23 protein-coding genes are annotated in these 23,485 nt (G+C 56.8%); 9 read left to right on the forward strand and 14 right to left on the reverse strand.

Going from position 1 to position 23,485, the window contains the following annotated elements; genetic code table 11:
* The first annotated feature begins 148 nt into the window (after positions 1 to 148).
* Both DC28_RS14685 and DC28_RS14690 read left to right on the forward strand, forming a co-directional pair.
* A complete protein-coding gene (locus DC28_RS14685) occupies positions 149 to 1,153 on the forward strand; it encodes a LacI family DNA-binding transcriptional regulator (protein WP_037550340.1) in 1,005 nt (334 codons plus the stop codon).
* A 248-nt stretch (positions 1,154 to 1,401) separates the two neighbouring features.
* Complete coding sequence (locus DC28_RS14690; protein ID WP_037550343.1) at positions 1,402 to 1,644, forward strand: hypothetical protein; 243 nt, start codon at positions 1,402 to 1,404, stop codon at positions 1,642 to 1,644.
* Here DC28_RS14690 and DC28_RS14695 read toward each other — a convergent pair.
* Positions 1,631 to 2,239, reverse strand: coding sequence for an NAD(P)H-dependent oxidoreductase (locus DC28_RS14695; protein ID WP_037550346.1), 609 nt, complete (start codon positions 2,237 to 2,239; stop codon positions 1,631 to 1,633). The two genes, DC28_RS14690 and DC28_RS14695, sit on opposite strands and share 14 nt — an antisense overlap.
* A gap of 112 nt (positions 2,240 to 2,351) precedes the next feature.
* Between DC28_RS14695 and DC28_RS14700 the strand changes: the two genes are divergently transcribed.
* From DC28_RS14700 to DC28_RS14710, 3 genes are all read left to right on the forward strand, one after another.
* The gene (locus DC28_RS14700) at positions 2,352 to 2,966 is read left to right on the forward strand and encodes a TetR/AcrR family transcriptional regulator (RefSeq protein ID WP_162180252.1); all 615 of its coding nucleotides are present in this window, start codon (positions 2,352 to 2,354) and stop codon (positions 2,964 to 2,966) included.
* A gap of 79 nt (positions 2,967 to 3,045) precedes the next feature.
* Positions 3,046 to 5,304 (forward strand): NADP-dependent isocitrate dehydrogenase, encoded by a 2,259-nt coding sequence (locus tag DC28_RS14705; RefSeq protein WP_037550349.1) that lies wholly within the window; start codon positions 3,046 to 3,048, stop codon positions 5,302 to 5,304.
* A 141-nt stretch (positions 5,305 to 5,445) separates the two neighbouring features.
* The gene (locus tag DC28_RS14710; RefSeq protein WP_037550352.1) at positions 5,446 to 6,474 is read left to right on the forward strand and encodes an Ig-like domain-containing protein; all 1,029 of its coding nucleotides are present in this window, start codon (positions 5,446 to 5,448) and stop codon (positions 6,472 to 6,474) included.
* 131 nt (positions 6,475 to 6,605) lie between these two features.
* On the opposite strand, the gene DC28_RS14715 is transcribed toward DC28_RS14710, so the two are convergent.
* The 9 genes from DC28_RS14715 to DC28_RS14755 form a co-directional block, all read right to left on the reverse strand.
* On the reverse strand, positions 6,606 to 7,085 hold the full coding sequence (locus DC28_RS14715) for a TrmO family methyltransferase domain-containing protein (protein ID WP_037550354.1): 480 nt from the start codon (positions 7,083 to 7,085) through the stop codon (positions 6,606 to 6,608).
* A 150-nt stretch (positions 7,086 to 7,235) separates the two neighbouring features.
* Entirely contained in the window at positions 7,236 to 8,030 is a 795-nt protein-coding gene (locus DC28_RS14720) for a 2-oxo acid dehydrogenase subunit E2 (protein ID WP_037550356.1), read from the reverse strand.
* Positions 8,030 to 9,235 (reverse strand): sensor histidine kinase, encoded by a 1,206-nt coding sequence (locus DC28_RS14725; RefSeq protein ID WP_037550358.1) that lies wholly within the window; start codon positions 9,233 to 9,235, stop codon positions 8,030 to 8,032. Before DC28_RS14725 ends, DC28_RS14720 begins: the two co-directional genes overlap by 1 nt.
* Before the next feature lie 15 nt (positions 9,236 to 9,250).
* Positions 9,251 to 9,853: an MEDS domain-containing protein gene (locus DC28_RS14730; protein ID WP_037550360.1), complete on the reverse strand. Its 603-nt coding sequence runs from the start codon at positions 9,851 to 9,853 to the stop codon at positions 9,251 to 9,253.
* 124 nt (positions 9,854 to 9,977) lie between these two features.
* Positions 9,978 to 11,546, reverse strand: coding sequence for an MFS transporter (locus DC28_RS14735; RefSeq protein ID WP_052078962.1), 1,569 nt, complete (start codon positions 11,544 to 11,546; stop codon positions 9,978 to 9,980).
* Positions 11,547 to 11,684: 138 nt separating this feature from the next.
* Entirely contained in the window at positions 11,685 to 12,104 is a 420-nt protein-coding gene (locus tag DC28_RS14740) for a GreA/GreB family elongation factor (RefSeq protein ID WP_037550588.1), read from the reverse strand.
* A gap of 134 nt (positions 12,105 to 12,238) precedes the next feature.
* Positions 12,239 to 13,024, reverse strand: coding sequence for a helix-turn-helix transcriptional regulator (locus tag DC28_RS14745; RefSeq protein WP_037550363.1), 786 nt, complete (start codon positions 13,022 to 13,024; stop codon positions 12,239 to 12,241).
* A gap of 123 nt (positions 13,025 to 13,147) precedes the next feature.
* Complete coding sequence (locus DC28_RS14750; RefSeq protein ID WP_037550366.1) at positions 13,148 to 13,864, reverse strand: potassium channel family protein; 717 nt, start codon at positions 13,862 to 13,864, stop codon at positions 13,148 to 13,150.
* Positions 13,861 to 15,192 (reverse strand): TrkH family potassium uptake protein, encoded by a 1,332-nt coding sequence (locus tag DC28_RS14755; protein ID WP_037550369.1) that lies wholly within the window; start codon positions 15,190 to 15,192, stop codon positions 13,861 to 13,863. Before DC28_RS14755 ends, DC28_RS14750 begins: the two co-directional genes overlap by 4 nt.
* Positions 15,193 to 15,480: 288 nt before the next feature.
* On the opposite strand from DC28_RS14755, the gene DC28_RS14760 reads away from it, so the two are divergent.
* A complete protein-coding gene (locus DC28_RS14760) occupies positions 15,481 to 16,476 on the forward strand; it encodes a quinone oxidoreductase family protein (RefSeq protein ID WP_037550591.1) in 996 nt (331 codons plus the stop codon).
* Positions 16,473 to 17,219, forward strand: a complete 747-nt coding sequence (locus tag DC28_RS14765; RefSeq protein WP_037550373.1) for a TylF/MycF/NovP-related O-methyltransferase — start codon at positions 16,473 to 16,475, stop codon at positions 17,217 to 17,219. Before DC28_RS14760 ends, DC28_RS14765 begins: the two co-directional genes overlap by 4 nt.
* 189 nt (positions 17,220 to 17,408) lie before the next feature.
* Here DC28_RS14765 and DC28_RS14770 read toward each other — a convergent pair whose 3' ends face one another.
* Together DC28_RS14770 and DC28_RS14775 are read right to left on the reverse strand one after the other, a co-directional pair.
* A complete protein-coding gene (locus DC28_RS14770) occupies positions 17,409 to 18,089 on the reverse strand; it encodes a tetratricopeptide repeat protein (RefSeq protein ID WP_037550376.1) in 681 nt (226 codons plus the stop codon).
* An 85-nt stretch (positions 18,090 to 18,174) separates the two neighbouring features.
* Positions 18,175 to 19,581, reverse strand: a complete 1,407-nt coding sequence (locus DC28_RS14775) for a class II fumarate hydratase (RefSeq protein ID WP_037550379.1) — start codon at positions 19,579 to 19,581, stop codon at positions 18,175 to 18,177.
* Between the two features lie 369 nt (positions 19,582 to 19,950).
* Here DC28_RS14775 and DC28_RS14780 point away from each other — a divergent pair, with 369 nt between their 5' ends.
* Together DC28_RS14780 and mdh are read left to right on the forward strand one after the other, a co-directional pair.
* Positions 19,951 to 20,859 (forward strand): malate dehydrogenase, encoded by a 909-nt coding sequence (locus DC28_RS14780; RefSeq protein WP_037550382.1) that lies wholly within the window; start codon positions 19,951 to 19,953, stop codon positions 20,857 to 20,859.
* A 17-nt stretch (positions 20,860 to 20,876) separates the two neighbouring features.
* Positions 20,877 to 21,806 carry a malate dehydrogenase gene (mdh, locus tag DC28_RS14785; protein ID WP_037550385.1) on the forward strand — a complete coding sequence of 310 codons (930 nt, stop codon included), beginning with the start codon at positions 20,877 to 20,879 and terminating at the stop codon, positions 21,804 to 21,806.
* On the opposite strand, the gene DC28_RS14790 is transcribed toward mdh, so the two are convergent.
* Together DC28_RS14790 and DC28_RS14795 are read right to left on the reverse strand one after the other, a co-directional pair.
* A complete protein-coding gene (locus DC28_RS14790) occupies positions 21,803 to 22,381 on the reverse strand; it encodes an ACT domain-containing protein (protein ID WP_037550388.1) in 579 nt (192 codons plus the stop codon). The two genes, mdh and DC28_RS14790, sit on opposite strands and share 4 nt — an antisense overlap.
* A 289-nt stretch (positions 22,382 to 22,670) precedes the next feature.
* Positions 22,671 to 23,474 (reverse strand): SDR family oxidoreductase, encoded by an 804-nt coding sequence (locus DC28_RS14795; RefSeq protein ID WP_052078965.1) that lies wholly within the window; start codon positions 23,472 to 23,474, stop codon positions 22,671 to 22,673.
* Between the last annotated feature and the right edge of the window lie 11 nt (positions 23,475 to 23,485).

Below are 23,485 nucleotides of genomic sequence, written 5' to 3' on the forward strand. Positions count from 1 at the left end.
GATTTACAGCGACCCCAGACTCTTGTAATAGAAAGAGTTGTGACCGGGGGGGGGAATCTTCACGAACCTGAATTGGGGAACAAGAGAAGTTTTTGAAGATGCCAAATAATTAATTGCCAATTTTGTAAAGACTTTGTAAAGTAACAATATGAGAAACAAAATTTCACTTCAGGACATTGCTACCGCCTTGGACATCTCCAAGGTTACTGTATCCCGAGCATTAAAGGGGCAACCGGGGGTTAGTGAATCCCTCCGGGAGACCATTCAGTCCACGGCTCATGAGATGGGGTATGAAGTACAGTCCTTGAGGGATACCAAACACCAGGAACACTATGCATTTATCACTCCAACCCGGTTTTTTCTGAAAACCGAACACTTCTACACGGATATTTACTATTACCTGCACCGGTTCTGCGATGAAAAGCGGCATATTATGAGTCTTCACATTATTAATCCCGAAATGGAGAAACAGGGCGTACTCCCCAGTCAGATGATGGAACCCGGTCTCACGGGAATATTTGTGGGGGGTGAGCTTTCGGGCACCTACCTGGAGCGTCTTGCAGAACTCCAAATTCCCGTCGTCGTGGTCGACTATTTTAGCCCCCAGCAGGCCTTTAGTCATATTACGGTGGATAACTATTACCTGGGTTACAAGGCTGCCTCCTATCTCCTCCACCAGGGCCATACAGAAATTGGCTTCGTCGGAAGACCCCAGATTAGCTCCAATGTTACCGACCGAATAATGGGGGTACAGAAGGCTCTGGGAGAGCATGGCTTACAACTCCCCCAGGAGTGGAATATCGACAACTACGACTTGAATACCGGCATGTACTCCCTGAACCTACCCCTCCCCGGAACACTACCCACAGCCTTCATCTGCCACTGTGACAGGGCGGCCTATTTTCTTATCGAGGCCCTGCGAAATCAGAATATCACCGTCCCCCAGGAGATTTCCATTATCAGCTTCGACGATACTGAGACAGCCCAGGAAACCTCCCCGCCCCTCACCTCCATTAAAATCGACCGCCGGGAGTTTGCCGCCAAGGCCATTGAGCAGATGGACCTTCTGCTGACAGCCCCCCAAAAAGCCGCCCTCCGGGTGTACCTGGAAACCCAGCTCGTCGAGCGGGGTTCGGTGCGATCCCTGGTCTAATCCCCCAGGGCTGGCTACTCTGTTATGGATTTTTCCCGATGCCGGGGTATTCTTAGGGAATGATGAGGAAACAATTCTGGTCGAAGGGTATTACCGCCCTGGTTTTTTTTGGGTTCGTTCTCGTTCCAGCCTTCTCCGAGCTCTCGCCCCAGGTCTATGCGGACTACTAGGCGGATGCACCGGAGTTCATTGAACTGACGATTCTGCGGGTAGAGAAACCACTCCTAAGCCTATCCAGAACCGTACCCGTGCGGCTCACCGCCCGGGTTGACCGGGTTCACCGCTCGGCCTCCCGGCTCAATCCCGGTGATGAAATAACCATTACCTATGAGCATTACCGCCCGCCCCGGGGTTGGTCAGGTCCCCGGCCGATCCCCGTCCTTGCCAAGGGCGCAGGGTACCCCGCCTACCTCTCCTGGGATTCTGAGGCGAATCTGTACCGACCGGCAGCCCGAGGCTGGAGCTTTGAGACCGCCCCTAGTTCGCCCTAGGTTTACCAAGCCGCCGGGCATCCCGATGGGCGGCGGTAGTAACCCGTTTCAGGTGATGCTCCACGGGGGTCCGCCCCACGCCCCGGAGGTTGCCAAGATGGAGGGTTCTGATGACCCGGATGCCGCAGAATCCCAGGGTGCTGTGTTTCATGGCCTTATCGCCACCGGCGCCCATCATGACCCGGTACCACCAGCCTGGCCCGTCCATGGGAATGATTAGACTTGCTGTTTTCCCTTTTAGTAATTGTATCGGGAGGGATGTGCCCCGGCGGTACTTGAAAGCAAACCCCGGCGTGAGGCTCCGGTCTATAAACCCCTTCAGTAGGGCCGGAAAGGTACCCCACCAATTCGGGTAGATCAGGGTGATGTGCTGGGCAGCCCCGATGCGTTCCTGGGCCTTCAGCAGCACCTCCTCCATGGCGGTACCGGATTGATCCAGGGGATACCGGAGGTTGGGATCAAAATCAAGATCCCTGAGGCGGAGAACCTCCACCTTCAGACCCTGGGTGCGGGCTTCAGCCGCATACACCTCCTCCGCAGTATCGCAGAGCGAATCCGGGCGGGGATGTCCGTTTATTACTAATAGCGAACTCATGGCTGCTCCTTCTTTATTCTATCCTGGTATATTTAATCTTAACAGTGTTAAGTTCAAAGGGAATATACCCAGGAATCTTGACGCCGTCAAGATTGAATCGCATACTTTTTCCATGAGCACGAACACCTACCATCACGGTGAACTTCGGGGGGAGCTGATCCGGCGCGGAATAGAGCTACTGTCCCGGGGCGGCCCCGGCTCCCTGGATACCCAACCCGTCAAGAGCCTGAGTCTCCGGGGCCTGGCCCGGGAGGCTGGGGTTTCCGCCACGGCGGTGTACCATCATTTCCCATCCAAGGAGGCCCTGCTGGAGGAGATCGCAGTATCCCTACTTACGGATTTGATCGCCCGGTGGGAACAGCTGTCTCCGGATCATATTGCCCGGGCCTACCTCGATTTTTTTAGGGCCCGCCCGGGGCTCCTGAATCTTCTCTTCGGCCAGGAGCTCAGCGGATCTGCCCGGGTGCTGGAACTGCAGCAGCAGGCCTTCCAAGTGCTTCTGGATAGGATTCCCGGTGAGGGGCCGCGGAAGGAGCGGACCGCCATGCTCCTGTGGGTGCTTGTCCACGGGCTTTCAAGCCTGGCGGTTTCGGGAGCCCTGGGTGTTCCTCCCGGGAGCTGTCCGGGAGGACCGGACATCTTCGAGCAGGATCCCGGAGAGCTTTTAGGGGATTTGACCGGTATTCTGCGCCCCCTGTTGGTTACCGGGACGTTGGAATCACCCTAGAACCATGAACATACGGCCGGCCGGACCAAGCCGCGGGCAGACTCTACGCAAAGCCTCCGGAATGGGCTACACTGGGGGCATGGAAACAACAACAGCGAAGAACCAAGTTATTGTGTACACCCAGACCGACGAAGCGCCGGCTCTGGCAACACATTCATTGTTACCAATCATTCGTACCGTGACCGACGCCGTGGGCGTGGGGGTGGAGACCCGGGATATTTCTCTGGCGGGACGGATTCTTGCTCAGTTTCCCGAGCGGTTAAAGCCCGAACAACGGGTGAGCGACGATCTTGCGGAGCTAGGGGAGCTGGTCCAACAGAGGGAAGCCAACATCATAAAGCTGCCGAATATCAGCGCCTCCCTTCCCCAGCTGCGGGCGGCCATCGCTGAGCTTCAGCAAAAGGGATTCGATCTGCCTGATTATCCGGAATCGCCCCAGACGGATGAGCAGCGGGACTACCGGGCACGGTATGACCGAGTTAAGGGCAGCGCGGTAAACCCCGTGCTCCGGGAGGGAAATTCCGACCGGCGTTCCGCCCGGGCGGTGAAGGACTACGCCAGGATGTTCCCCCACTCCATGGGTGAATGGAAGCCCGACTCCAAGTCCCATGTGGCCAGCATGTCTCAGGGGGATTATTATGAGAGCGAAACATCAACAACGGTTCCCCGGGACTGTGATGTGTCCATCGTGCTGAAGACCGCCGGGGGAACGACTCAGGTTCTCCTGGAGGGGCTGGCCCTGGAGGCTAAGGAGGTAATTGACGCCGCGGTTCTCCGGCGGCGGCAGCTCAGGGAGTTCCTTGCCCGGGAGATCCGGAACGCCAAGGACCAGGGAGTCCTGTTCTCGGTGCATCTGAAGGCAACCATGATGAAGGTGTCCGACCCCATCATCTTCGGCCACGCGGTTTCGGTCTTTTTTGCCGATGTGTTTGAAAAATATCGGGATACCTTCCGGAGCCTCCATATTAGTCCGAATAACGGTTTGGGTGATCTCTATGCCCGTATTCAGGCGCTGCCAGAGGAGGAGCAAAGGGCCATCCGGCAGGATATCCAGGCTGCCTTGGATGCCGGCCCCGGGGTATCCATGGTGGACTCCGATAAGGGGATTACTAACTTCCATGTTCCCAGCGATTTTATTATCGATGCTACCATGCCTGCGGCGATCCGCAGCTCCGGGAAGAGCTGGAACAGGGAGGGTGAACTCCAAGACACCAAGTTTACCATTCCCGACCGCTGTTACGCCGGGGTGTATCAGACGGTGATTGAGGATTGCAAGAAACACGGCGCTTTCGACCCGAAAACCATGGGCAGCGTATCCAATGTGGGATTAATGGCGCGAAAAGCCGAGGAGTATGGATCCCACGATAAGACCTTCGAGATTCCTGAAGAGGGAACCGTACAGGTGCTCACCGCCCAGGACGAGGTGCTCTTGGAGCAGCCTGTTGAACCGGGGGACATATTCCGGATGTGCCAGACCAAGGATGATGCCATCCGGGACTGGGTGCGTCTGGCTGTGGAACGGACCCGGCTGACGGGCAACCCCGGAGTATTCTGGCTGGATGAAAACCGCGCCCACGATGCAGTCCTGATCAGCAAGGTTTCTGCCTACCTAAACGATCACGATACCCGGGATCTGGATATCAGGATTATGGAGCCCGGGGCCGCAACCCAGTTCTCCATCGACCGCGCACGTAGGGGAGAGGATACCATCTCTATAACCGGAAATGTACTCCGGGACTACCTTACCGACCTGTTCCCCATCCTTGAGTTGGGAACCAGCGCGAAGATGTTGTCCATCGTTCCATTGATGCAGGGCGGCGGTCTGTTTGAGACCGGGGCGGGAGGATCGGCCCCGAAACACGTTCAGCAGTTCCTCTCGGAGGGCCATCTGCGCTGGGATTCTCTGGGAGAATTCCTTGCCTTAGCCGTCTCCCTGGAGCATTTGGGCAGGGTCTTCGATAATGCCGGCGCACGGCTACTGGCGGAGAGTCTGGATGCAGCCACCGGGGAGCTGTTACGGAAGGGCAAATCACCCCAGCGCAAGGTACACCAGCTGGATAACCGGGGAAGCCATTTTTACCTCGCCCTGTACTGGAGCCGCGCCCTGGCCGAGAAGGCCGCAGGTTCGCCTCTGCAACCCCACTTCGCCCGGCTGGCGGAAAACCTCGGTGCAGCCGAAGAGGCCATTCTCCAGGAGCTGGATGAAGCCCAGGGCAAGCCGGCGGATATCGGCGGCTATTACCGTCCCGACCCGGTTCTTGCCGGGGCCGCGATGCGTCCCAGCAAGACCTTCAACGCCATCCTGGAAGAGTTTACCGCCGGGCTGCACAACGCCTGACGATTACTAACCCTCCGGCCCCGGACACCCGGGGTCGGAAAAGTCAGGGGCAGTTAAGGTTGAGTTAAGGTATCTCCTTGTAAGATTTGTACAAGACCGGTTTCACCGGGACTGTGCAAATCTTTTTTTTAGGAGTACTACATGAAATTACGATCAGCTGCTCTTGGAGCACTACTCATTGCCGTGCTGGTAAGCCTTCTGGCCTGCGGACCCGGAGAGCCCGAGGTTTCTATAGACAGTTTTTACCTTTCAAACTCAGCCTCAACCATCGGCTACACCGGTGATGTAGATATTGCCGTAAAGGGTTCCACCTCCGAGGCCGGGGAACTCTCCCTGGTGATAAGCGGCTCGGATGAACCCTACGCAACGGTTCCCGTGGAAGGATCCTTTACCGAAACATTCACGGTTATCTTCATGGAACCAGGAACCTACAGTGTGAAGGCCCGGCTATCCGTGGGCGCCGCAACCTGGGATTCGGAGAAAACCATAACCATTACCGTAGAAGATACCAAGGTCGATGTGGACAGCATCAAACTTAGCTTTGACCATAACGAATTCAATGAGGTTATCGCCGGCGGAGCGGCTCGGGACATCACCCTGGAGTTCAACCTGAACGAATACGGAACCACCCTCGGGACAACACCCCCAACCAACCAACGGGTAACCTGGAAAAGCAGCGACGAGAGCATTGCGACGGTAAACGATGAGGGCCTGGTCTCGGGTATCAGCGTGGGTACTGTGGATATTACGGCCACGTCTGAAGAGGTACCCGAATCAGGATCCCCGGTCTCCGCCACCATTACCATAAAGGTCGTGGATTCCATTACCGACGATTCCCAGGAAATCACCGTTACAACGAGCATGACGGCTAAGAGCATCACCGGAGCAGGCAACAGCGCCGTTACCGTCCGCTTTACCCTTACCCAGGAAGGTCTTGAGGCCCTCTTCGGAGAGAACAGCGGCCCCTACAAGCTCAACATATCCCACGATGCAGCAGGAATACCCAATGTCGAGTGGCGCTGGGAGAGCAAAAACGTTTCCCGTTCCGATCTGAACGAGTACCCGACATACCACTCTCTGCCCATCGAACCGGGTACCTATAGCATCGATTTATGGGCTGCCCTCGGCTCGAACGTAACCATCCCCCTGCGGGTCTGGGTAAGCGAGTAATAAAGCACCCCGGGGAATTCTACCTGGAGGGCTGCGCCGGGGTTCCGGCGCAGCTTTTTTTATTCCTCCCCATCCTGAGGGTCCCCGAGGCCGGGGATTACGGGACCTCAGCCGGGGTTCCGGCCCAGCGTTTAATCAATATTGAACACCGAGGCCCAATCGAAAGACGGAGCATCCTCCTGCCATTCCGGCCAGGAGCTGCACCACCCCGGGGTTGAAACCCTGCGGACCCGTTCCATGGGATAGTAGGGCTTGATATCGAGGACGGGTGAGGCGTGGTAGGCGTCGATGTACCCGATGACCAGACGCCCGGCTTTTTGATCGATTTCCACAATCCCCACAGTGCTGCTCATCACCGGATTCGGTCGGGTCGGAGCCCGGGTGGCAAATACCCCCAGGGGCTCCCGACGGTGTTTCAACAACCCGGATACCTCCAATGTCTGCCTCGATGACTCATCTGCCAGGGTATTCGCCCACCATAAGACCTGGACATGACTGAACCCCTCCAAACCGATGAGACCCTCCCTGTATTCGGGGCGCAGGACGATTTCGGTTTTATCCACCCCAGTCTTCACCTGGCCAATCTCAATTAATTGTATCGTTGTATCCATGTCGGACCTCCTTGAATCCATGTGCCTGGGCGAATCCTTGTACAACCTGACAGGGGGATGGTTTCCCCGGGTTCCCCTCTGGCCGGCAGTTTTGTACCGGGACCGGTTCACCGGGAGTACAGTACGGTATACCCAAGACGGTTTAGAACCCTACACTCCCAGTTCCCGGGGCGAGGGGTTTTCAATGCGGCGTTTGAGATCATGGATGAAGCGTGCCGCCGGGGCTCCGTCCACCACCCCATGATCGATACTGACGGTTAGACAGAGGAACTCCCGCTCCTCAAAACCCTGGGCGCTGGGCTTCCGGTCCTTGACCAGGCCGCCCAGGGTAATATTTACCGGATGGGTTGCCACAGGAACGCCCCAAGCCCTTCCCCTGGCAAAGAGCCCACCGGAGGTGACCAATACAGTACCTGCAAAATCCTTGAGTTTCCGGGGAAAACCCTCGACTAGGCGGAAAAGGAGGGCTTGAAGCCAGCCCGGCAGCAGGCCAAGGCGTTGTATTGCGGTATAAACCCGGCTCCGGGCCAGTTCCATGGATCGGGCCTCAAGTATCTCCCGGCTGATAGCCGGTAAGGACTTCGCCTGGGCTGATCTGATAATCCAGGGCACAACCGCCTTTTCCCCGCGGATGGTGCGTTCCACGGTCAGGCTCACATCCACATCCTCGAAGACAATGAACCTGCCTCGGATATCCCGGCAGGCATGAACCTGGGGATGCCGGGCGATACTCCGGGCGATACACCCTAGGATCAGCCCGGTAAACGAGCAGTATCCATCCTGGGAGTGCTTCAGCTCCCGGAGAAGGCGCCGCGCCGGGGTTACATCCACCTCCAGCAGACTATGCATGTAGCTCTTGGATGCAGCAGCCCGGAGAACCCCCTCTACAGCCCGACGCTCTGGGCTGGGGGGAATCACCGAGAATCTCTGGGTCGCCTTCTTCATTACAGTAAACTCCTGGGGGGTATCATGAGGGAGAACCGGGTTCTATGTCCGGAGGGCGAGGAAGGATCTGGAAGCGATTCGGCCTCTACACGGCCCAGAAGATGTTCGGTGGCGATGTAGTGGGCAATACTCAACCCCAGACCGTTATGCCCCCGCTGGAGGGCCGTTGTTACGAAGGGGTCAAAGATATTCTCCAGCCGGTCCGGTGCAATACCGGTACCGAAATCCTGCACCCCCAGGTTAAGCCCCTCCTGGGAATTCACGCCACCCGACACCGTAACCAGACCGGACAGCGGCTCGGAGGTCTCGGCATGCAGCCGACGGAGGTTCGGATAGGCGTGATGAATGACGTTTTCTAAAAAGATTGCCAGCACCCGGCTTATCGCGGTGGGATAGCTGGTGATCCAGAGATCCTCGGTAAGACAAATCTCAAAATCGAGGGCATCGCAGTTTTCTTGAGCCGAGAGGCTTTCAATCGTATGGAGAACCAGGGAATGGAGATTAAACCGGGTCTTAGCCGAGACGTTCTGGCTGCTGTTCAGGACATTCTGAAAACGTTCCACCAATTTGGTGGCCCGGCGTGCATCGATGAGTAGCCCCGACAGGGAGTCCTGAATATTATCCAGGTAGGCCGTGAACTGGCGTTGGGTCAGACCTGTCTCAAGCTGTTTTGCCACATCCCGGGAGCGATCGAGGACGTTGGAACCCAGGGTAATGATGTTCCCCAGGGGAGTGTTCATGCCATGGGCAATGATGGTGGAAAGGGGAAGCAGCCCGGCAATCTTTTCCTGGACCACCAGTTCACGCTGAAGGCGGTTTTTCGCTTCGATCGTCTCGGTCAGGGTGGTATTCTGTTCCTGGAGCAGGCGTTTTTGGTTTTTTTCTTCCAGGATGATTTGAACCATGTTAAGAAAATTACGCAGATAGGGTTCGTAGTTATCCCCGGCCTCCTTCGAGCCGGCTGGCCGAGGCTCAAGCTCCGCCACTAAACAATACCCTGAGTAGCCGGCATCCGAGACCACCGCTCTACCGGGGGTCTCCGGGGGAATCTCAAGACCCTCCTGCAGGGGCAGAATCCGGAGACTGGTAATCCCGGGAAAGGTTTCCAGACCCTTGCGGACGAATTGAAAAATGCTCAAGGAAGTGGGAAGGTTCACCAGCACAGCTTGCATAACCAGTAGGTGACCAAGGATTTCTGCATTCATAGGGAACTGGCCTTGTCAGGAACCGAGAAAGGTTCGGGGGTCAATATACAGGGGATTTTGAATAATGCTGCCGTTACTCAAGATGTAGGGGTGAACCTGGAGCACCTCCATGATTGCATCCCCGGAAAACTCGCCAGCCTCGTATTGGCAGACTGTAGTAACCGGTATTTCTTCCTGAAGCAGACTGACCCGGGCCTCGTACTCCATGACCCGGCTTCCTCCGGGGCTTTCCAGCACTTGAACGGGCATATCCCCGATGATCCGGGCGGAGGTCAGCCCCCGGCGCTGGGATTCGCGGTAAAAATCCCGGATCTTGTTCAGCATCCGGTCGGGATCAAACTGTCCCTCAAATAGGTAGGTTTCCAGGGGTTCGAGAATTTCCACCGTCGGATCGCCGCCCTGTTCTTCCTGGATTCTGACTGCATACTCCACCAGCTGGGTACCCAGGGCCTCGGGAGTAAAACAGGCGATCAAATCACCGTAGGAAACTCCTCCCCGAATGAACTGGTAGAGAGTATCAAGCCGCTCATCTGCCGAGTTATAAATCTGGCAGACATGCATCCCGGGATGGTAGCCGCCTTGATTCGGACCGGCGGAAAACAGTTGCTGAGTACCCATACTATGCTCCTATACCCCCAGGATAGTGCATTACCCGGGGCTTTTCAAAGCGGGTCGGGAAATCTCGGGGTTCAGGGCACAGAGGTAGTTTTTTCAGTGCGCTCAATGCAGGGCGTCGGGGGGATTATTCTTCTGACGCCTCGGGGTTCTGGCCGGCAATAAAGCGGCGTGCATGGGAACTTAAAAACACCGGCAGGAACCCAAGCCCGGTAATCAGGCCGGTAACCGTCAGAATCACCCTGATAGGAATAACCTCGGCCAGCACGCCCCCCAATGCCATTCCCAGGGGAATCAGACCGCCGCCCAGGGCCCCCATGAGACCGAAGACCTTGCCCCGCATCTGGGACGGAATGAGGAGCTGCATGGTGGTGCTGATGATGGAGTTTACCACCGCCACCGTGAACCCCATAATGAAGAACTGTGTAAGCATGACTGCCCCGGCGTGAGAAAAAAAGATGGTGCTGCGCATTAGGGCGAATAGCGATGCACCGATAATGAAGACCGGCACTTTTTTCGAATGGGGAATGGTAACCCCCGAGAGGATCAGCAGGGCTGCCACGCTTCCTGCGGTTACTACCGCCATGGCGGTTCCGTACTGGGCAGGCCCTAACCCCGGGCTGCGCTGGAAATAGGGAAGAAACAGTACCCCTCCCATGGACAGGAAGAAGTTTAGCATACCCACATTGATGAAAAACAGCCCCAACACCGGGGTGTCCCGGATGAACCGCATCCCCTCCCTAAGGTCCTGAAGGTAATTAAACTCCCGATTCTGGTGAATGACCCGGGGAATCTTCAAAAACAGTTCAGTACCCGCAGAAAATAGGTAGGATATGCCGTTCACCAGGAACATCACCGGCGCACCCAGAACACTGTATATGACGCCGCCGAGGGAGTTTCCCAAAATACCCGACAGGCTCTCGATCATACCGAAGGCCGAGTTTCCCTGGAGAAGCCGCTGCCGGTCCACTATGTCGGGAATGCTGGAACGTACACTGGGATCAAAAAAGGCGGCGCAGAGCCCGATGAGCACTCCGGCAGCGAAAACCATCCACACCTCCAGCCTCCCGGCAAATGCCAGCACCGCCACCAGGGTAATGGCCGTTCCCCGGAGGGTATCCATGAGTACCATGATCCATTTTCGGTTCAGCCTATCCACCAACACCCCGGCGAAGGGCCCAAGCACCACCCGGGGAACCGTCGACGCCGCCATGAGCGCCCCCATGAGCCCCGTGGACCCGGTTACCGCCAGCACCCAGAAGCCCAGGGCAACCTGGTAAAACACGTCGCCCAGGGTGCTCACAGCCTGGCCCTGCCAGAGTAAAATGAAATTACGGTCCCAGAGGCGCGGCCGGGTCGGCTTGGTTGGCTCTGCTCCGGGGATTTCGGTGCTTCCGGCAGCTCGGAGGGTTTCCGTGGCTCGGGGCGCTTCGGGCGCTCTGGGCGCTCCGGGCACTTCAGGGGCTCCGGGCGGGGGAGCTACTGAGATTTCTGTGCTTCCTGCAGCTCCGGAGATTTCCGTGGCTCCGGAGATTTCCGTGGCTCCGGGCGCTTCGGGCACTTCAGGGGCTCCCGGCGTGGGAGCTACGGGGGTTACGAGGTCTACGGTCTGGGGGTTTGCTGTACCTCGGGATGTGCCGGTTTTACCCTGGGTGCCAGTCTTACTATGAGTGCCGGGGTGATCGGTTTTTTCCATTAAGCCAGTATAAAATCAGATCTCCCAAAAAACTACTATTTTTCTTTTCTATCAGGAGGGAGACTATACCCGACGGGAGGGAATCTCCCCCGAGGAAGGTGCAGGGACACCATCGCTTCCCTTGTTCTGGGTAGTAGATCAGGCGTCAAAATCTCCGGCGGCCTCGGGCTGGTAGAGCACATCCACAATCTCAACCTGGAGAACACCCGCAGGTGCGGGATACTCAACCATGGTGCCCTTTTTATGACCCAGAAGGGCGGCACCCAGAGGAGCTAGGAGCGACACCCTCCGCTGGCTGATATCCGCATCTGCAGGATAAACCAATTCGAACTCCTCCTGGGTGCCGGTAGCGGGATAATGGAGAAGCACCCGGCTACGCATAGTCACCACATCCCCCGGCATCTCCTGAGGTTCGACAATAGTTGATGAAGCAAGCTCCCGGGACAGAGATTCCAAGGTCTTAAACTTGGGCCCACCCTGGCGCCGGACAGCGAGATCGAGGAAACCCCGGATACGGTTAATATCCCGGGCGTTGAAGGTACGAATTGGAGTGTTCATGTCTCCGACACTGTAGGCCGGACCAGCCACAACCACAACCTGGAAAAACCTGGTATAAACCTGGTACATACACTACCAAGTCGTTGTTCGACTTTATACATTCTTCCAGGGGGATTCCAATGCCCCCGCCACCCTCACGTCCTGCCGAACCAGCCCCGACGCAGGTAGGACTGCAAATTCTGCCCAGCCCCGGTAAGCCCCAGTTTACGACGGATGTTATACCGATGCTTTTCCACCGTCGCCTCACTGAGGCCCAACTGATCCGCCAAATCCTTGGTGGATTTGCCGTCCCGGATGCCTGCGGCGATCTCGTGCTCCCTGACCGAAAAAATCACTCCGGGAGAATCACCGGATCTACCCAGTCCGCCGGAAATCTGGAGCAGCTCCTGCAGGGCTATGGATTTGCGTTCCAGTTCCCGGTTCCGCTGCTCCAGGAGGCTCACAACCCTGGTTAAATGCTCCTCGGCCCGCTTCTTTTCGATGACCGTTCCCAGCTGATGTGCCACAGCCCGGACCAGTCGCCGCTCGTAGGGCAGCAGTACCGCCTCGGAGTCCGCGGAGATGTAGATCTCCAACCATCCCTCTCTGCTCCCCCGGGACCCCACCACCTGGCGCAGGACAGCCTCAGTCCCAGCCCTCCCGGCATCTCCGGCATCGCCGGTAGTTCGGGTGGTTCCGGTGGTTTCGGAGGTTCCGGCCCCCGCACAGTAGCGGCGATCACCCAGCACCAAACACACCAGGGTTACCTCGGGTCGCAGAAACGCCGACGGCAACCGCTGGACAGCCTGCTGGAGCAGGGAGTGGAGATCCAGATGGGGATCAGCCAGGAGGTTCGAGATGTCCAGAAGGCAGTTCAGCTCTTTAATGCGCTCCTTGGCTTCTTCGGTTTCAAAATGGGTAGGACGGGGTACTGGGCTCATAGCTGGCCCAGTATATCACACCACTCCACAGGTGCTACCCATGGGATGAAGCTCTGATAACCGGTACTAAATCGAGAATCAGCACTTCTAACTCAACATCTGGGTTTCCACACCGAGGAAACCTTATTTCTTCCATCCGAAAAGGCTCTTCAACAGCCCCGGGCTCTGGGTCATTTTTTTTAAATTCGGTGAAATTCCTGAAAACCTCGTTAATTCTTCGGCCTTTCCTGCTAGCAGGAGGACATCTCGAGCACCAAGATGGTAATCACTGGATACAAAGTCGAACTCCTCCTCATGCTCTTTACGGATGGCAATAACTGTAATACCAAAATCGCGGCGCAGATTAGCTTCAATAAGAGTCTTTCCCAGGATGATTCGAGGCACTCGTACTTCAGCAATCACCAATCCGCTACTAATTGGCAGATAATTAAACACCTCTGAAGATACAAGAAGGGGGGTAATCCGTTTTGCGGCTTCAAGGGTCGGGAATATTACCTCTGTGGCACCGACTAATTGCAGGATTTCTCCATGCTCATCACTCTCGGCATGAGCAATTATTCGATGCACTCCGAGCTTTTTAAGATAATTTGTCACTAGAACGGAAACCTCAATCTTGCCCCCCAGATCAATAATAGCTGCATCAATCGTGCTGGGTACTAATTTTTTTATGACTTCTTCTTGAAGGGCGTTGGCTACAAAGGATGCGCTCACCTGTTCTTTATATAATTCAATTAGTTCTGGATCCTGATCGATAACCATAACCTCACATTCAACCTTTCCTAGCTCTTCGATCATACGTTTCCCCAGACTTCCAAGCCCAATAATGACAAACTGTTTCATCCTATTAATACCTCTCCTTTGGGATAATCCACCAGGTGTTCAACATGTCTCCTCGGATTCCGCAAAGCCATGGTTACCAATCCAACCCTACCAGCGAACATGGTTAGTATAATCACAACTTTTCCTCCACTACTCAGATAGGGAGTCAGCCCATGGGATAACCCGACGGTACCAAAGGCTGAGACCGCCTCAAACAGTATTTCCAGAAAGGATGTGCCCCCCTGGGCTATGAGTTCACTTTCAAAAATCGACAGTGAAAATATAGCAGCAACTAAAAGGAAAAAGGCTTTGAGCATAAACATATTGGCATGGGAAAGAGATTTAGCCGAGAGCCGTCGTTTTCCCACACGTATCTGCCCCCTATCATCCACCCCCCGGAATACAATCAATAAAATTAAGAAGAAGGTAGTTACCTTAACCCCTCCCGCTATGGAACCCGGAGCCCCGCCAACGAACATGAATAGTACGGTAATAATCTGAGATTCCATGGACAATCCTGCCACTGGAATGGCATTAAAGCCGGCCGTTCGGGGCATTACGGAAAGGAAAAAGGAATTCGCCACAGCAAACCCTGCCCCTCCCTGCCTTATAAGCCGAGAACCCTCCATTAGGTAAAACGCTAGTGTGCCCGCAATGAGAAACCCCCCGGTCATGAGAAGAACAATTTTAGAATGCAGGGACAACCGTCGACGCTTTCGAAAAGCCCAGTCCCATACCTCATGGATCACTACAAAACTGAGCCCGCCGAAGATCACCAACCCTGCAATGGTAACCAATACAACACTCTCCCTGGCATAGCCCTCCAGACTGGTAGAAAAGGTTGAGAATCCTGCATTGCTAAAGGCTGAGACTGCATGGAAGAATGCTGAAAACAACCGGTTTTCGACACCATCGAACTGTGAGTAAAGGATCAAGGCGCCAACAATTTCGAGCCCGAAGGTAACCAATAAAATAGTTCGAATAATGGCTTGGGGTTCCGCCTCCACACTTTCAAGGTAATAATCACGGATGAGTTTTCGGTTCCGGAAGGATATCCGGTTCCCTGGAAAGAGCAGGAATAAGGTTGTGAAGGTTAAAATCCCCAGTCCGCCCGCCTGAATTAGCCCCATAATAACAGCTTGACCAAAGAGGGTAAAACTCGCTGTATCCACCGTAATTAATCCCGTCACACAGACCGCCGAGGTCGCAGTAAAGAGCGCATCCAAATACGATAAGGGTACATCCCCATCCCAAGCTCCAGGAATACTGAGGAGTCCGGAACCTATAAAAATAATCCCTATGAAATATGCGAACAAGGGTAATTTCTCGGATCGTAGAAAAACACTCACACCGGTTACAGTAATCTACCGAGGGAATGTTTGTACATAGTACCCAACCCTACAAAAAGTACAAACATTTCCAATCGCCCTAGAATCATGCCAAAAATCTGGACCCAGAGCAGGCCGGCGGGAAGGTCTGGTGAGGTTACTCCCACTGATAATCCAACAGTTCCCAAAGATATCCCACTGGACACTATCTTCTTCATCAGGCAAGTATAGCCCGACACTTTGTTAAGGAAGGGTAAAAATTGCCACTCAACCTATAAAGATTCTGTGAAGATTTTGTATACTAGACCCATGAAAGCCGTACAGATTCAACAAACCGGCGGGCCCGAGGTACTCCGGTACCTGGACCTACCCGAACCCGAACCGGCCCCGGGCCAGGTGGTGGTTTCCCACCGGGCCGTGGGGGTTAATTTTATAGATATCTACCACCGCACGGGGCTGTATCCCCGCCAGACCCCCTTCATTCCGGGAATGGAGGCGGCAGGGGTGATCACAGCCCTGGGCCAGGGAGTACGGGATTTCACCCCGGGGCAGCGGGTGGCGTACACCGGGGTTTTTGGGGCCTATGGTGATTCCAATGCCATACCCGCGGATAAGGCCGTTCCCCTGCCCGAGGAGGTTGACTTCGACACCGCCGCAGCCCTGATGCTTCAGGGTATGACCGCCCACTACCTGGTCCACGACACCCACCCCGTGGGTCCGGGCCAAACCATTCTCCTACACGCTGCTGCCGGCGGCGTAGGGCTCTTGGTTATCCAGATGGCCAAGGCCCTGGGCGCCCGGGTTATCGGCACCGTTTCCACCCCGGAGAAGGCAGCCTTAGCACGGAGCTACGGCGCCGATGAGGTCATCATCTACACCTCCCGGGACTTCACCGAGGCGGTGAATGAGCTCACCCAGGGCCAGGGAGTGGACGCTGTCTACGATTCGGTTGGCCAGTCTACCTTCCAGGGAAGTCTAGGCTGCCTCAAGCCCAGGGGTATTCTGGTCAGTTTCGGACAGTCCAGCGGTATAATCCCCCCCTTCGATCCAGCCCAGCTTGGCAGTCACGGATCCCTGTACCTAACCCGCCCATCCCTCTTCCACTACATTGCCGACCGCCCGAGCCTGATGAACCGGGCCTCCCAGGTTCTCGACATGGCTGCCACCGGGGCACTGTCGGTTACCATCGGCGCCCGGTATCCCCTGGATCAGGCAGCCCAGGCGCATCGTGACCTGGAAAACCGGCAGACCGTGGGCAAGGTTCTCTTAATTCCCGAGGAGCAGCAGCCGATTATGGGAGCATGACAAGAATACTTACCCGGCTGGCCCAGGCCCATCTACGGCGTCAGGACTACTCGGTGGTTCATAATAGCCAGTACCGCAGTGATCTGCCCAACTGGTTTTGGAAACACTGGCAGGAAGTTGAAGATTGGACTCTTACAAGCCCCGAACGGGGCTTCGGCCTTGCCCAGGCAGTTCAATGGATCGAACAGGCTGGGATACCCGGCGATATCGTAGAATGCGGGGTCTATAAGGGCGGAAGCGCCATGCTGGCCGCCCGCATCCTGCTCCAGGAAAATCCCCAGAGCCGGCGTCAGTTCTGGCTCTACGACACCTTCCAGGGAATGCCCCAGCCCGGTGCCGAGGACCGCACCGCCTACTCCGGCCAAGCCATGGTGGAACGCTGGCAGGAGGGCTGGTGGCAGGCTTCCATCGACCTCGTATCCCGGGGTATGCGGGAGTCCGGCCTTCCCATGGATCAGGTCCACCTGGTAAAGGGGGATGTTACCCAAACCCTACCCACCACAAAACCGGAAAGCATCGCCCTGCTCCGCCTGGATACGGATTGGTACGAATCCACAAAAGCGGAGCTGGAAATCCTCTACCCCAGGCTTTCACCCCGGGGAATATTAATTATCGACGACTACGGCCATTTTACCGGAGCCCGAAAGGCCGTGGATGAGTACTTCGCCGCCCGGGAAATCTCTCCCATCTTTCACCGCCTGGATTATACCGGCCGGATGGTAGTGAAACCTGAGGGAGAATAACCGGGAATCCCCGGCAGCTCTTGCACCAAAAGCGCACATTTCTGCCCTGCAGGCTTCACGGGGCAGGCTTCCCTTCCCTCCGATATCCGACGGACCTTAGGGGGGGGGTGTCCTCTAGGAAATCAAGCAAAAAAAAGCCGGGTGGCAGACATCGTCTGCACCCGGCTGCCAAGTATCAGGATATCAACCCTAAAAATCCATGTCGGTCATGAGGGTTAGTTTGGTTTTTGCTCGCTCGTCCCCGGGATTGAGTTCCAGAACCTTGCGTAGACAGCGGATGGCATCGGTGTTTTGGTGAAGGCCGTAATAGGCCTGGGCCATCATGTAGTGCACCTCGGAAAACTTGGGGGTTTCGGCAGCCAGTTCCTGGAGCAGTTCCAGGGCCTCCTGGTAGGCGTGGTGTTTGAGTTTGATCTGGGCAAGGAAGAAGTTTGCGATCATAGACTCCTTGCTGACTTGGCGAAAAGCGCTGAAGAACTCATCAGCGTTGGAATCTTCCCCGAGAAAAAAGGAGATTAATCCCACAAAGTAGCTGGCCATGGCATGGCTTTGGTTGGGGGAATCGGTTACCCGGCGGAAGGCTTCCAAGGCTTTCATGAGACGGCCTGCCCGGAAATAGCAAACCCCCAGGCGGTAATAGCCGATTCCCAGGTCCGGATCCAGGTCCAGGGCGGTTTTGTAGGTATCAATGGCCTCATCCAGTTGGCCGAGACTGTAGTATATCTGACCTAGGTTCAGGAGCACGAAGGTACTCTTGGGGTAGCTGCTGTGAAGGTTGCGGAAGCTGACCTCTGCCTCTTTCCAGTTTCCTGCCATGTATTCGGTCATGGCCTGGATATATGCAGGGTCTGCCTGATTTAGATGTTTCATGTCGTCCTCCTCCTAAATAGAGTAATACCCCCGGGCTTGGGGCTCAACAGTTTTTTTCCCGGCGCCCGGTTCGGGGCGCCGGTGATTATATCATGCTCCGGGGATCTAAAATCTCGTCTAGCTCTTCGGGGGCAAGGATCGCCTCCTCCTCCAGGATATCCCGGATCTTCCGGTGTTCCCGGTATGCCCGGTATGCCAGGGCTGAGGCCTTGTCGTAGCCTATCCTTGTTGCCAGGGGGGTTACCAGGGCGAGACTCCAGCTGATCCAGTCTTCGCAGCGTTGGGCATCCGCTTCCAGGCCGTCGATGGCTTTTTCCGCCAGGGTGGTGCAGGTATTCGTCAGCACTTCCATGCTGGTCAAGGTTTCGTGGGCAATCAAGGGATTCATCATATTCAGCTGCAGGGGGGAGTTCTGGCCCGCAATGGTCACCGATACCGCTTTACCGCAGACAAATGCAGCAGCCTGGATGACCATTTCGGGGATTACGGGATTCACCTTGCCGGGCATGATGGAACTTCCGGGCTGCAAACTGGGCAGTACAATCTCGCCCAGGGCTCCCCGGGGACCCGAAGCAAGCAGACGCAGGTCGTTGGCAATCTTCATAAGGCTGGTTGCCAGGGTATTCAATGCCCCCATGAGCTCCACCTGGGCGTCCCGGGCGGCGATGCCCTCGAACTTGTTGGCTGCGGGGCGGAAGGGAATGCCGGTCTCCCGGCCTATGCCCTCCACTGCCAGGCGGGGAAAGTCGGGATGGCAGTTCAGCCCTGTTCCGATGGCCGTGCCGCCCAGGGGCAGGTCTTCCAGGTTGTACAGGCAGTTTTGTATGCGGCCGATGTTTTTATCGATCTGTACTGCGAAGGCGGCGAATTCCTGGCCCAGGGTCATAGGCACTGCATCCTGGAGATGGGTTCTGCCCAGCTTAACCACCTTGGCAAGTTCATCGGCCTTGCGGTCGAGGCTCAGATAGAGGGTTTTCAATGCGGAAAGCAGATCCTCCGCCGCCAGTCTGTCGGCGATATGCACCGCCGAGGGAAATACGTCGTTGGAACTCTGGCCTCGGTTTACAATGTCGTTGGGATGTACCGGTGTTTTGCTGCCCAGGGCCTGTCCCAGACTCCGGTTCGCCAGGTTCGCAATAACCTCGTTGGTATTCATATTCGAGCTGGTGCCCGACCCGGTCTGAAAGATATCCAGGGGAAAATGTTCATCCAGGCTTCCTGCAATCACCTGGTCGGCCGCCTCCTGAACCGCCTGAGCCAGATCGTCGGGAACGAGCCCTAGGACCGAATTCGCGGCGGCGGCATGCTTTTTAATGAGGCCAAGGGCCTTTATCATGGTCCGGGGAAGGCGGTAGGGACTGATCTGGAAGTTCTCTACCGCACGCTGAGTCTGGGCTCCGTAGTAGGCCCAGCCGGGAACCGATACCTGGCCCATGGTGTCCTGTTCCTGACGCAGGGCCTCGTCTGATGGTTGCTTGCTTTTATCTGTCATGGATGCTCCTCCCAGGGATGTATTCTACTGCATAAGTCTGTCCTAGAGCCATGCTGAAAACCGGGGCCTCCCTACAACCGGGACGGCAGATCCCAGGCTCGTGGATGGCCATGTGCGTCTGGACCGTCCGGAATGCCGGGATGGCAGCGCCTGACCCAACCATGGATCGCCATGTGCGCCAGAGCCTTCTTTAACCCCGGGGCTGCTCCCAAAAAAATACCTGACAATTATGCTATGTAATACTAAGATAGTAGCACAGGGTTCCGGAGATTAGAAACAGGAACTGTAAAAAACCCGCGGTTCATCCCGGGAGTCTGTAGCGGAGGGTGCATTGCAGGGCAGTGTGCTCAAGGAAGGAGCTTGTAAACTATGGCACGTATCGGAATTATCGGCAGCGGCAACGTGGGGACCAACACCGCATTTTTCGCCGCGGAAAAGGGCGTAGGGGATGTGTACCTCTACGACATTCAAGAGGGTCTGGCCAAGGGCAAGAGCCTGGACATGATGGAGGCAGCGCCCATTCGAAAGTACCGCACCAGGGTGCAGGCGGCGGAATCCCTTGCCCAGATTCATGACGCGGACATCGTGGTAGTGGCCGCCGGATCGGTCCGCACCCCGGGGATGAGCCGGGAGGATCTCTTCGAAACCAACCTGCCCACCATATCGGAACTGGCTCTGGAACTGCGCCATGCCCCCGGGGTGGTAATCCTAGCCACGGAACCCGTGGATCTGCTTCTACCCGAATTCGTCCGGATATCGTGCCTGAGCCCCCTGAGGGTTCTGGGACTGGGAGGAATTCTCCACTCCACCCGGCTGCGGTACCTGCTCAGCCGGGAACTGGGGGTTGCAGCTGAGGATGTGGTTGCCCAGGTAATAGGCCGGGATAGCCGGACCATGATTCCCCTCTACAGCCACTGTTCGGTGGGGGGCATTCCCGTGGAGCTGCTGCTAAGCAAAGATCAACTGGAGAAGATAACCGAGGAACTCCGGGACGCCGGAGACCATATCGTAGAGCTTGCCCAGCGGTCCAGCGCCTACTATGCGCCGTCCGCAGCGGCGGCGGACCTCTGCGAGGCAATCATTAAAAACACCGGAGCCATCCACTCCCTGAGCCACCTGTTCCAGGGGGCCTTCGATATCTCCGGTGTTGCCATGAGCCTGCCTTGCAGGATCGGCCGGAACGGCATAGAGCAGATCATGGCTCCTCGGTTGAGCCCCGACCACGAGAAACAGATTACCCAATCTGCCGCCGAGCTACAGAGTCTGGCAAAGCGGTAGTCACGAAAGGAACAATAATGAGTAAGGTTGCAATAATTGGAGCTGGAAACGTGGGGGCCACCGCGGCCTACTGTGTGGCTGAGCAGAACGTGGCAGATATCGTTATGGTGGATGTGATCCAGGGATTTCCCCAGTCCAAGGCCATCGACTTTCTCCATGCCTCGCCCCTCCGGGGTTATCGGGTGCGGATTGCAGGGGCTAATGAATACGAGGCCATTAAGGATGCTAAGGTGGTGATTCACACGGCGGGAATTCCCCGAAAGCCCGGGATGGACCGCATGGATCTGCTGAAAACCAACGTAAACATAGCCCGGGAAGCCGCCCGGAACATTGCCAAGTATGCTCCTGAAGCGGTGGTGATTGCCGTGGCAAACCCCCTGGACATAATCGCAGCGGTCTGCCTGCGGGAGACGGGTTTCCCCAAGGAACGCATAGCCGGTATGGCCGGGGTTCTGGACTCCACCCGGTTTCGGTACTTCATAGCCGAGCGGCTGAACGTCCAGCCCCAGGATGTCCAAGCAATGGTCCTGGGAGGCCACGGGGATACCATGGTTCCCCTAAGCCGGTACGCCTCTGTGGGAGGCTTTCCCATCGGCGATCTCCTGGATGAGAAGACGATCACCGAACTCTCAGACCGGACCCGGACAGGGGGCGGCGAGATCGTCAGTTACCTGAAAAAGGGAAGCGCCTACTACGCCCCGGGTGCCAGTGCAGCCAAGATGGCCGAAGCGGTCCTGAAGGATGAAAAGCGGATTCTCCCGGCCAGTGCCTATCTGGAGGGGGAATACGGGTACCACGGGATCTTCCTGGGAGTACCGGTTCTTCTTGGCCGGGGGGGTATCGAACGCATCTACGAACTGGAACTGACCCCCGAGGAAAAATCCGCCCTGGATAACAGCGCCAAGGCTGTAGAGGGGGGCGTGGAACTGCTGAACAGCCTGGGTTAGGGCTCGTCCCCCCGGGACAACGCCCCCAGAGTTTCCAACGCCTCCTGAGCCTGACCGGCGGGCACGAAAATGTGGTCGTGGTAGAAGGCCGCTACCACATTCGCGCTGATTCCCCGGCGCGCCAAAGCGCCGGACACTGCAGCCGTCAGCCCGACGGCATTCAGGCTTGAGTGCACCTCCAGGGTAATCGCCCTGAACAACTCATGGTTTACCGGGGTCGCCGGGTTTACCGGGTTTTCCCGTGCCGGCAGCCCGGCCGGCTCCCGCTGCTCCGAAGCTGCCGACCCGTCCGGCCCGGGTACTTCCCCGGGTTGTTGGGCTGCCGCCCTCCTAGCTTGTCCTTCAGGCGGCTCCGGTACCGCCGGCAGAGACAGAAGTCCTGCAGCCCAGGCGTTCCGGGCGGTTTCGGCCTCAAGGATCAGCGTCAGGCCTTCAGACTCTTGGAAACTTGCCAGGGGCGACAGGCTGCTGTAATCCCCGTATTGCCCCGGTAGCGAGACAAACACATAGTCCCGGGGGCTGAGCACCGGGGACATTCCCTGTAACAGCGCTGTAAGTTCCGTTTCTCCGGACATGCGAATCCCCCTTTACAAAGCCAAGAACGGTTACCCGACTCCGGCATTCTACGATATTCCCCGGTGATACACCTCCTCCCAGCTATGCACAATGGAGCTGGGGCTCATGCGGTACCAGATCCCGGTTATTGCCCCCTTCTGCAGGGATTTATTGATGGTAAAGCCGTGAAATCGGCAGGGTACCCCGGCCCGGCGGGGCCGGAGCCATCCCGCAGTACCTCCCTGGCCGGGACAGCCTCCCCTTTCCCCTCACCCTGCAGAGCCTCGGGGCCCTCCGGGAAGGTCTCGCTCATCCCCCGGCTCCTGGTTCAACCCCGCCGTTACTGTACAGCACCTGGCCGTTGATCCAACAGCCCCGGTCTGAACAAAGAAATTCTACCAGATTAGCGCAATCCTGGGGGGTACCGATGCGGTTTAAGAATGTGTTACGGCGGATTTGCTGCTCCAAGGCCGGGGTCATCCAGCCGGTATCGGTTGCGCCGGGGTTGATGACATTAGCAGTAATGCCCCTGCTCCGGTTTTCTTGGGCAGCAGCTAAGACGATCCGGTCCATGGCTCCCTTACTCGCACCGTAGGGCATATTTCCGGCGGTATGGTCGCTGGTAATAGCCACGATCCGCCCGGTACCGAATGTCCCCGCAAAGAGCCGGGAAAATTCCCTAATCAGCAACCACGTCGCCCGGGTGTTCACCCGGAAGTGGCGCTCGAAACTCTCCAGACTGGTGTCCTGAATAGTGCTGTCCACAGAGTAACAGTGAGACATTACCAAGGCACTCAGGGGCCCAAGATTATCCCGGACCTCCCGGATTACCCGCCTCGGCTCTTCGGGATCAGCCAGGTCCGCGGGCTGAGAACATACCGCTGCCCCGTAGCCCTTCAACTCCTGGATGAGATCCTCCACATCCTCGGGGCGGCTGCCCCAGGGCATCTGCTCATCATAATCCCGGTAATAGGTAAACCCGATGTTCCACCCTGCCCGGGCGAGGGTCCGGGCCAGGGCGTAGCCGATGCCGATCTTCCGGCTGACACCGGTAATAAGGACTGCGGGTTTATTACCGGAGCGACTTGTTTTTCCGGTGGTGATTTGCTGCATGGTCAGCTCCT

Source organism: Spirochaeta lutea, from assembly GCF_000758165.1.
Taxonomy (GTDB): Bacteria; Spirochaetota; Spirochaetia; order DSM-27196; family Salinispiraceae; genus Spirochaeta_D; species Spirochaeta_D lutea.

Coding starts and splice junctions, on each gene's coding strand:
- DC28_RS14685 (WP_037550340.1), top strand. CDS start 149: ATGAGAAACAAAATTTCACTTCAGGACATTGCTACCGCCTTGGACATC.
- DC28_RS14695 (WP_037550346.1), bottom strand. CDS start 2,239: ATGAGTTCGCTATTAGTAATAAACGGACATCCCCGCCCGGATTCGCTC.
- DC28_RS14700 (WP_162180252.1), top strand. CDS start 2,352: ATGAGCACGAACACCTACCATCACGGTGAACTTCGGGGGGAGCTGATC.
- DC28_RS14705 (WP_037550349.1), top strand. CDS start 3,046: ATGGAAACAACAACAGCGAAGAACCAAGTTATTGTGTACACCCAGACC.
- DC28_RS14710 (WP_037550352.1), top strand. CDS start 5,446: ATGAAATTACGATCAGCTGCTCTTGGAGCACTACTCATTGCCGTGCTG.
- DC28_RS14715 (WP_037550354.1), bottom strand. CDS start 7,085: ATGGATACAACGATACAATTAATTGAGATTGGCCAGGTGAAGACTGGG.
- DC28_RS14720 (WP_037550356.1), bottom strand. CDS start 8,030: ATGAAGAAGGCGACCCAGAGATTCTCGGTGATTCCCCCCAGCCCAGAG.
- DC28_RS14725 (WP_037550358.1), bottom strand. CDS start 9,235: ATGAATGCAGAAATCCTTGGTCACCTACTGGTTATGCAAGCTGTGCTG.
- DC28_RS14730 (WP_037550360.1), bottom strand. CDS start 9,853: ATGGGTACTCAGCAACTGTTTTCCGCCGGTCCGAATCAAGGCGGCTAC.
- DC28_RS14735 (WP_052078962.1), bottom strand. CDS start 11,546: ATGGAAAAAACCGATCACCCCGGCACTCATAGTAAGACTGGCACCCAG.
- DC28_RS14740 (WP_037550588.1), bottom strand. CDS start 12,104: ATGAACACTCCAATTCGTACCTTCAACGCCCGGGATATTAACCGTATC.
- DC28_RS14745 (WP_037550363.1), bottom strand. CDS start 13,024: ATGAGCCCAGTACCCCGTCCTACCCATTTTGAAACCGAAGAAGCCAAG.
- DC28_RS14750 (WP_037550366.1), bottom strand. CDS start 13,864: ATGAAACAGTTTGTCATTATTGGGCTTGGAAGTCTGGGGAAACGTATG.
- DC28_RS14760 (WP_037550591.1), top strand. CDS start 15,481: ATGAAAGCCGTACAGATTCAACAAACCGGCGGGCCCGAGGTACTCCGG.
- DC28_RS14765 (WP_037550373.1), top strand. CDS start 16,473: ATGACAAGAATACTTACCCGGCTGGCCCAGGCCCATCTACGGCGTCAG.
- DC28_RS14770 (WP_037550376.1), bottom strand. CDS start 18,089: ATGAAACATCTAAATCAGGCAGACCCTGCATATATCCAGGCCATGACC.
- DC28_RS14775 (WP_037550379.1), bottom strand. CDS start 19,581: ATGACAGATAAAAGCAAGCAACCATCAGACGAGGCCCTGCGTCAGGAA.
- DC28_RS14780 (WP_037550382.1), top strand. CDS start 19,951: ATGGCACGTATCGGAATTATCGGCAGCGGCAACGTGGGGACCAACACC.
- mdh (WP_037550385.1), top strand. CDS start 20,877: ATGAGTAAGGTTGCAATAATTGGAGCTGGAAACGTGGGGGCCACCGCG.
- DC28_RS14790 (WP_037550388.1), bottom strand. CDS start 22,381: ATGTCCGGAGAAACGGAACTTACAGCGCTGTTACAGGGAATGTCCCCG.
- DC28_RS14795 (WP_052078965.1), bottom strand. CDS start 23,474: ATGCAGCAAATCACCACCGGAAAAACAAGTCGCTCCGGTAATAAACCC.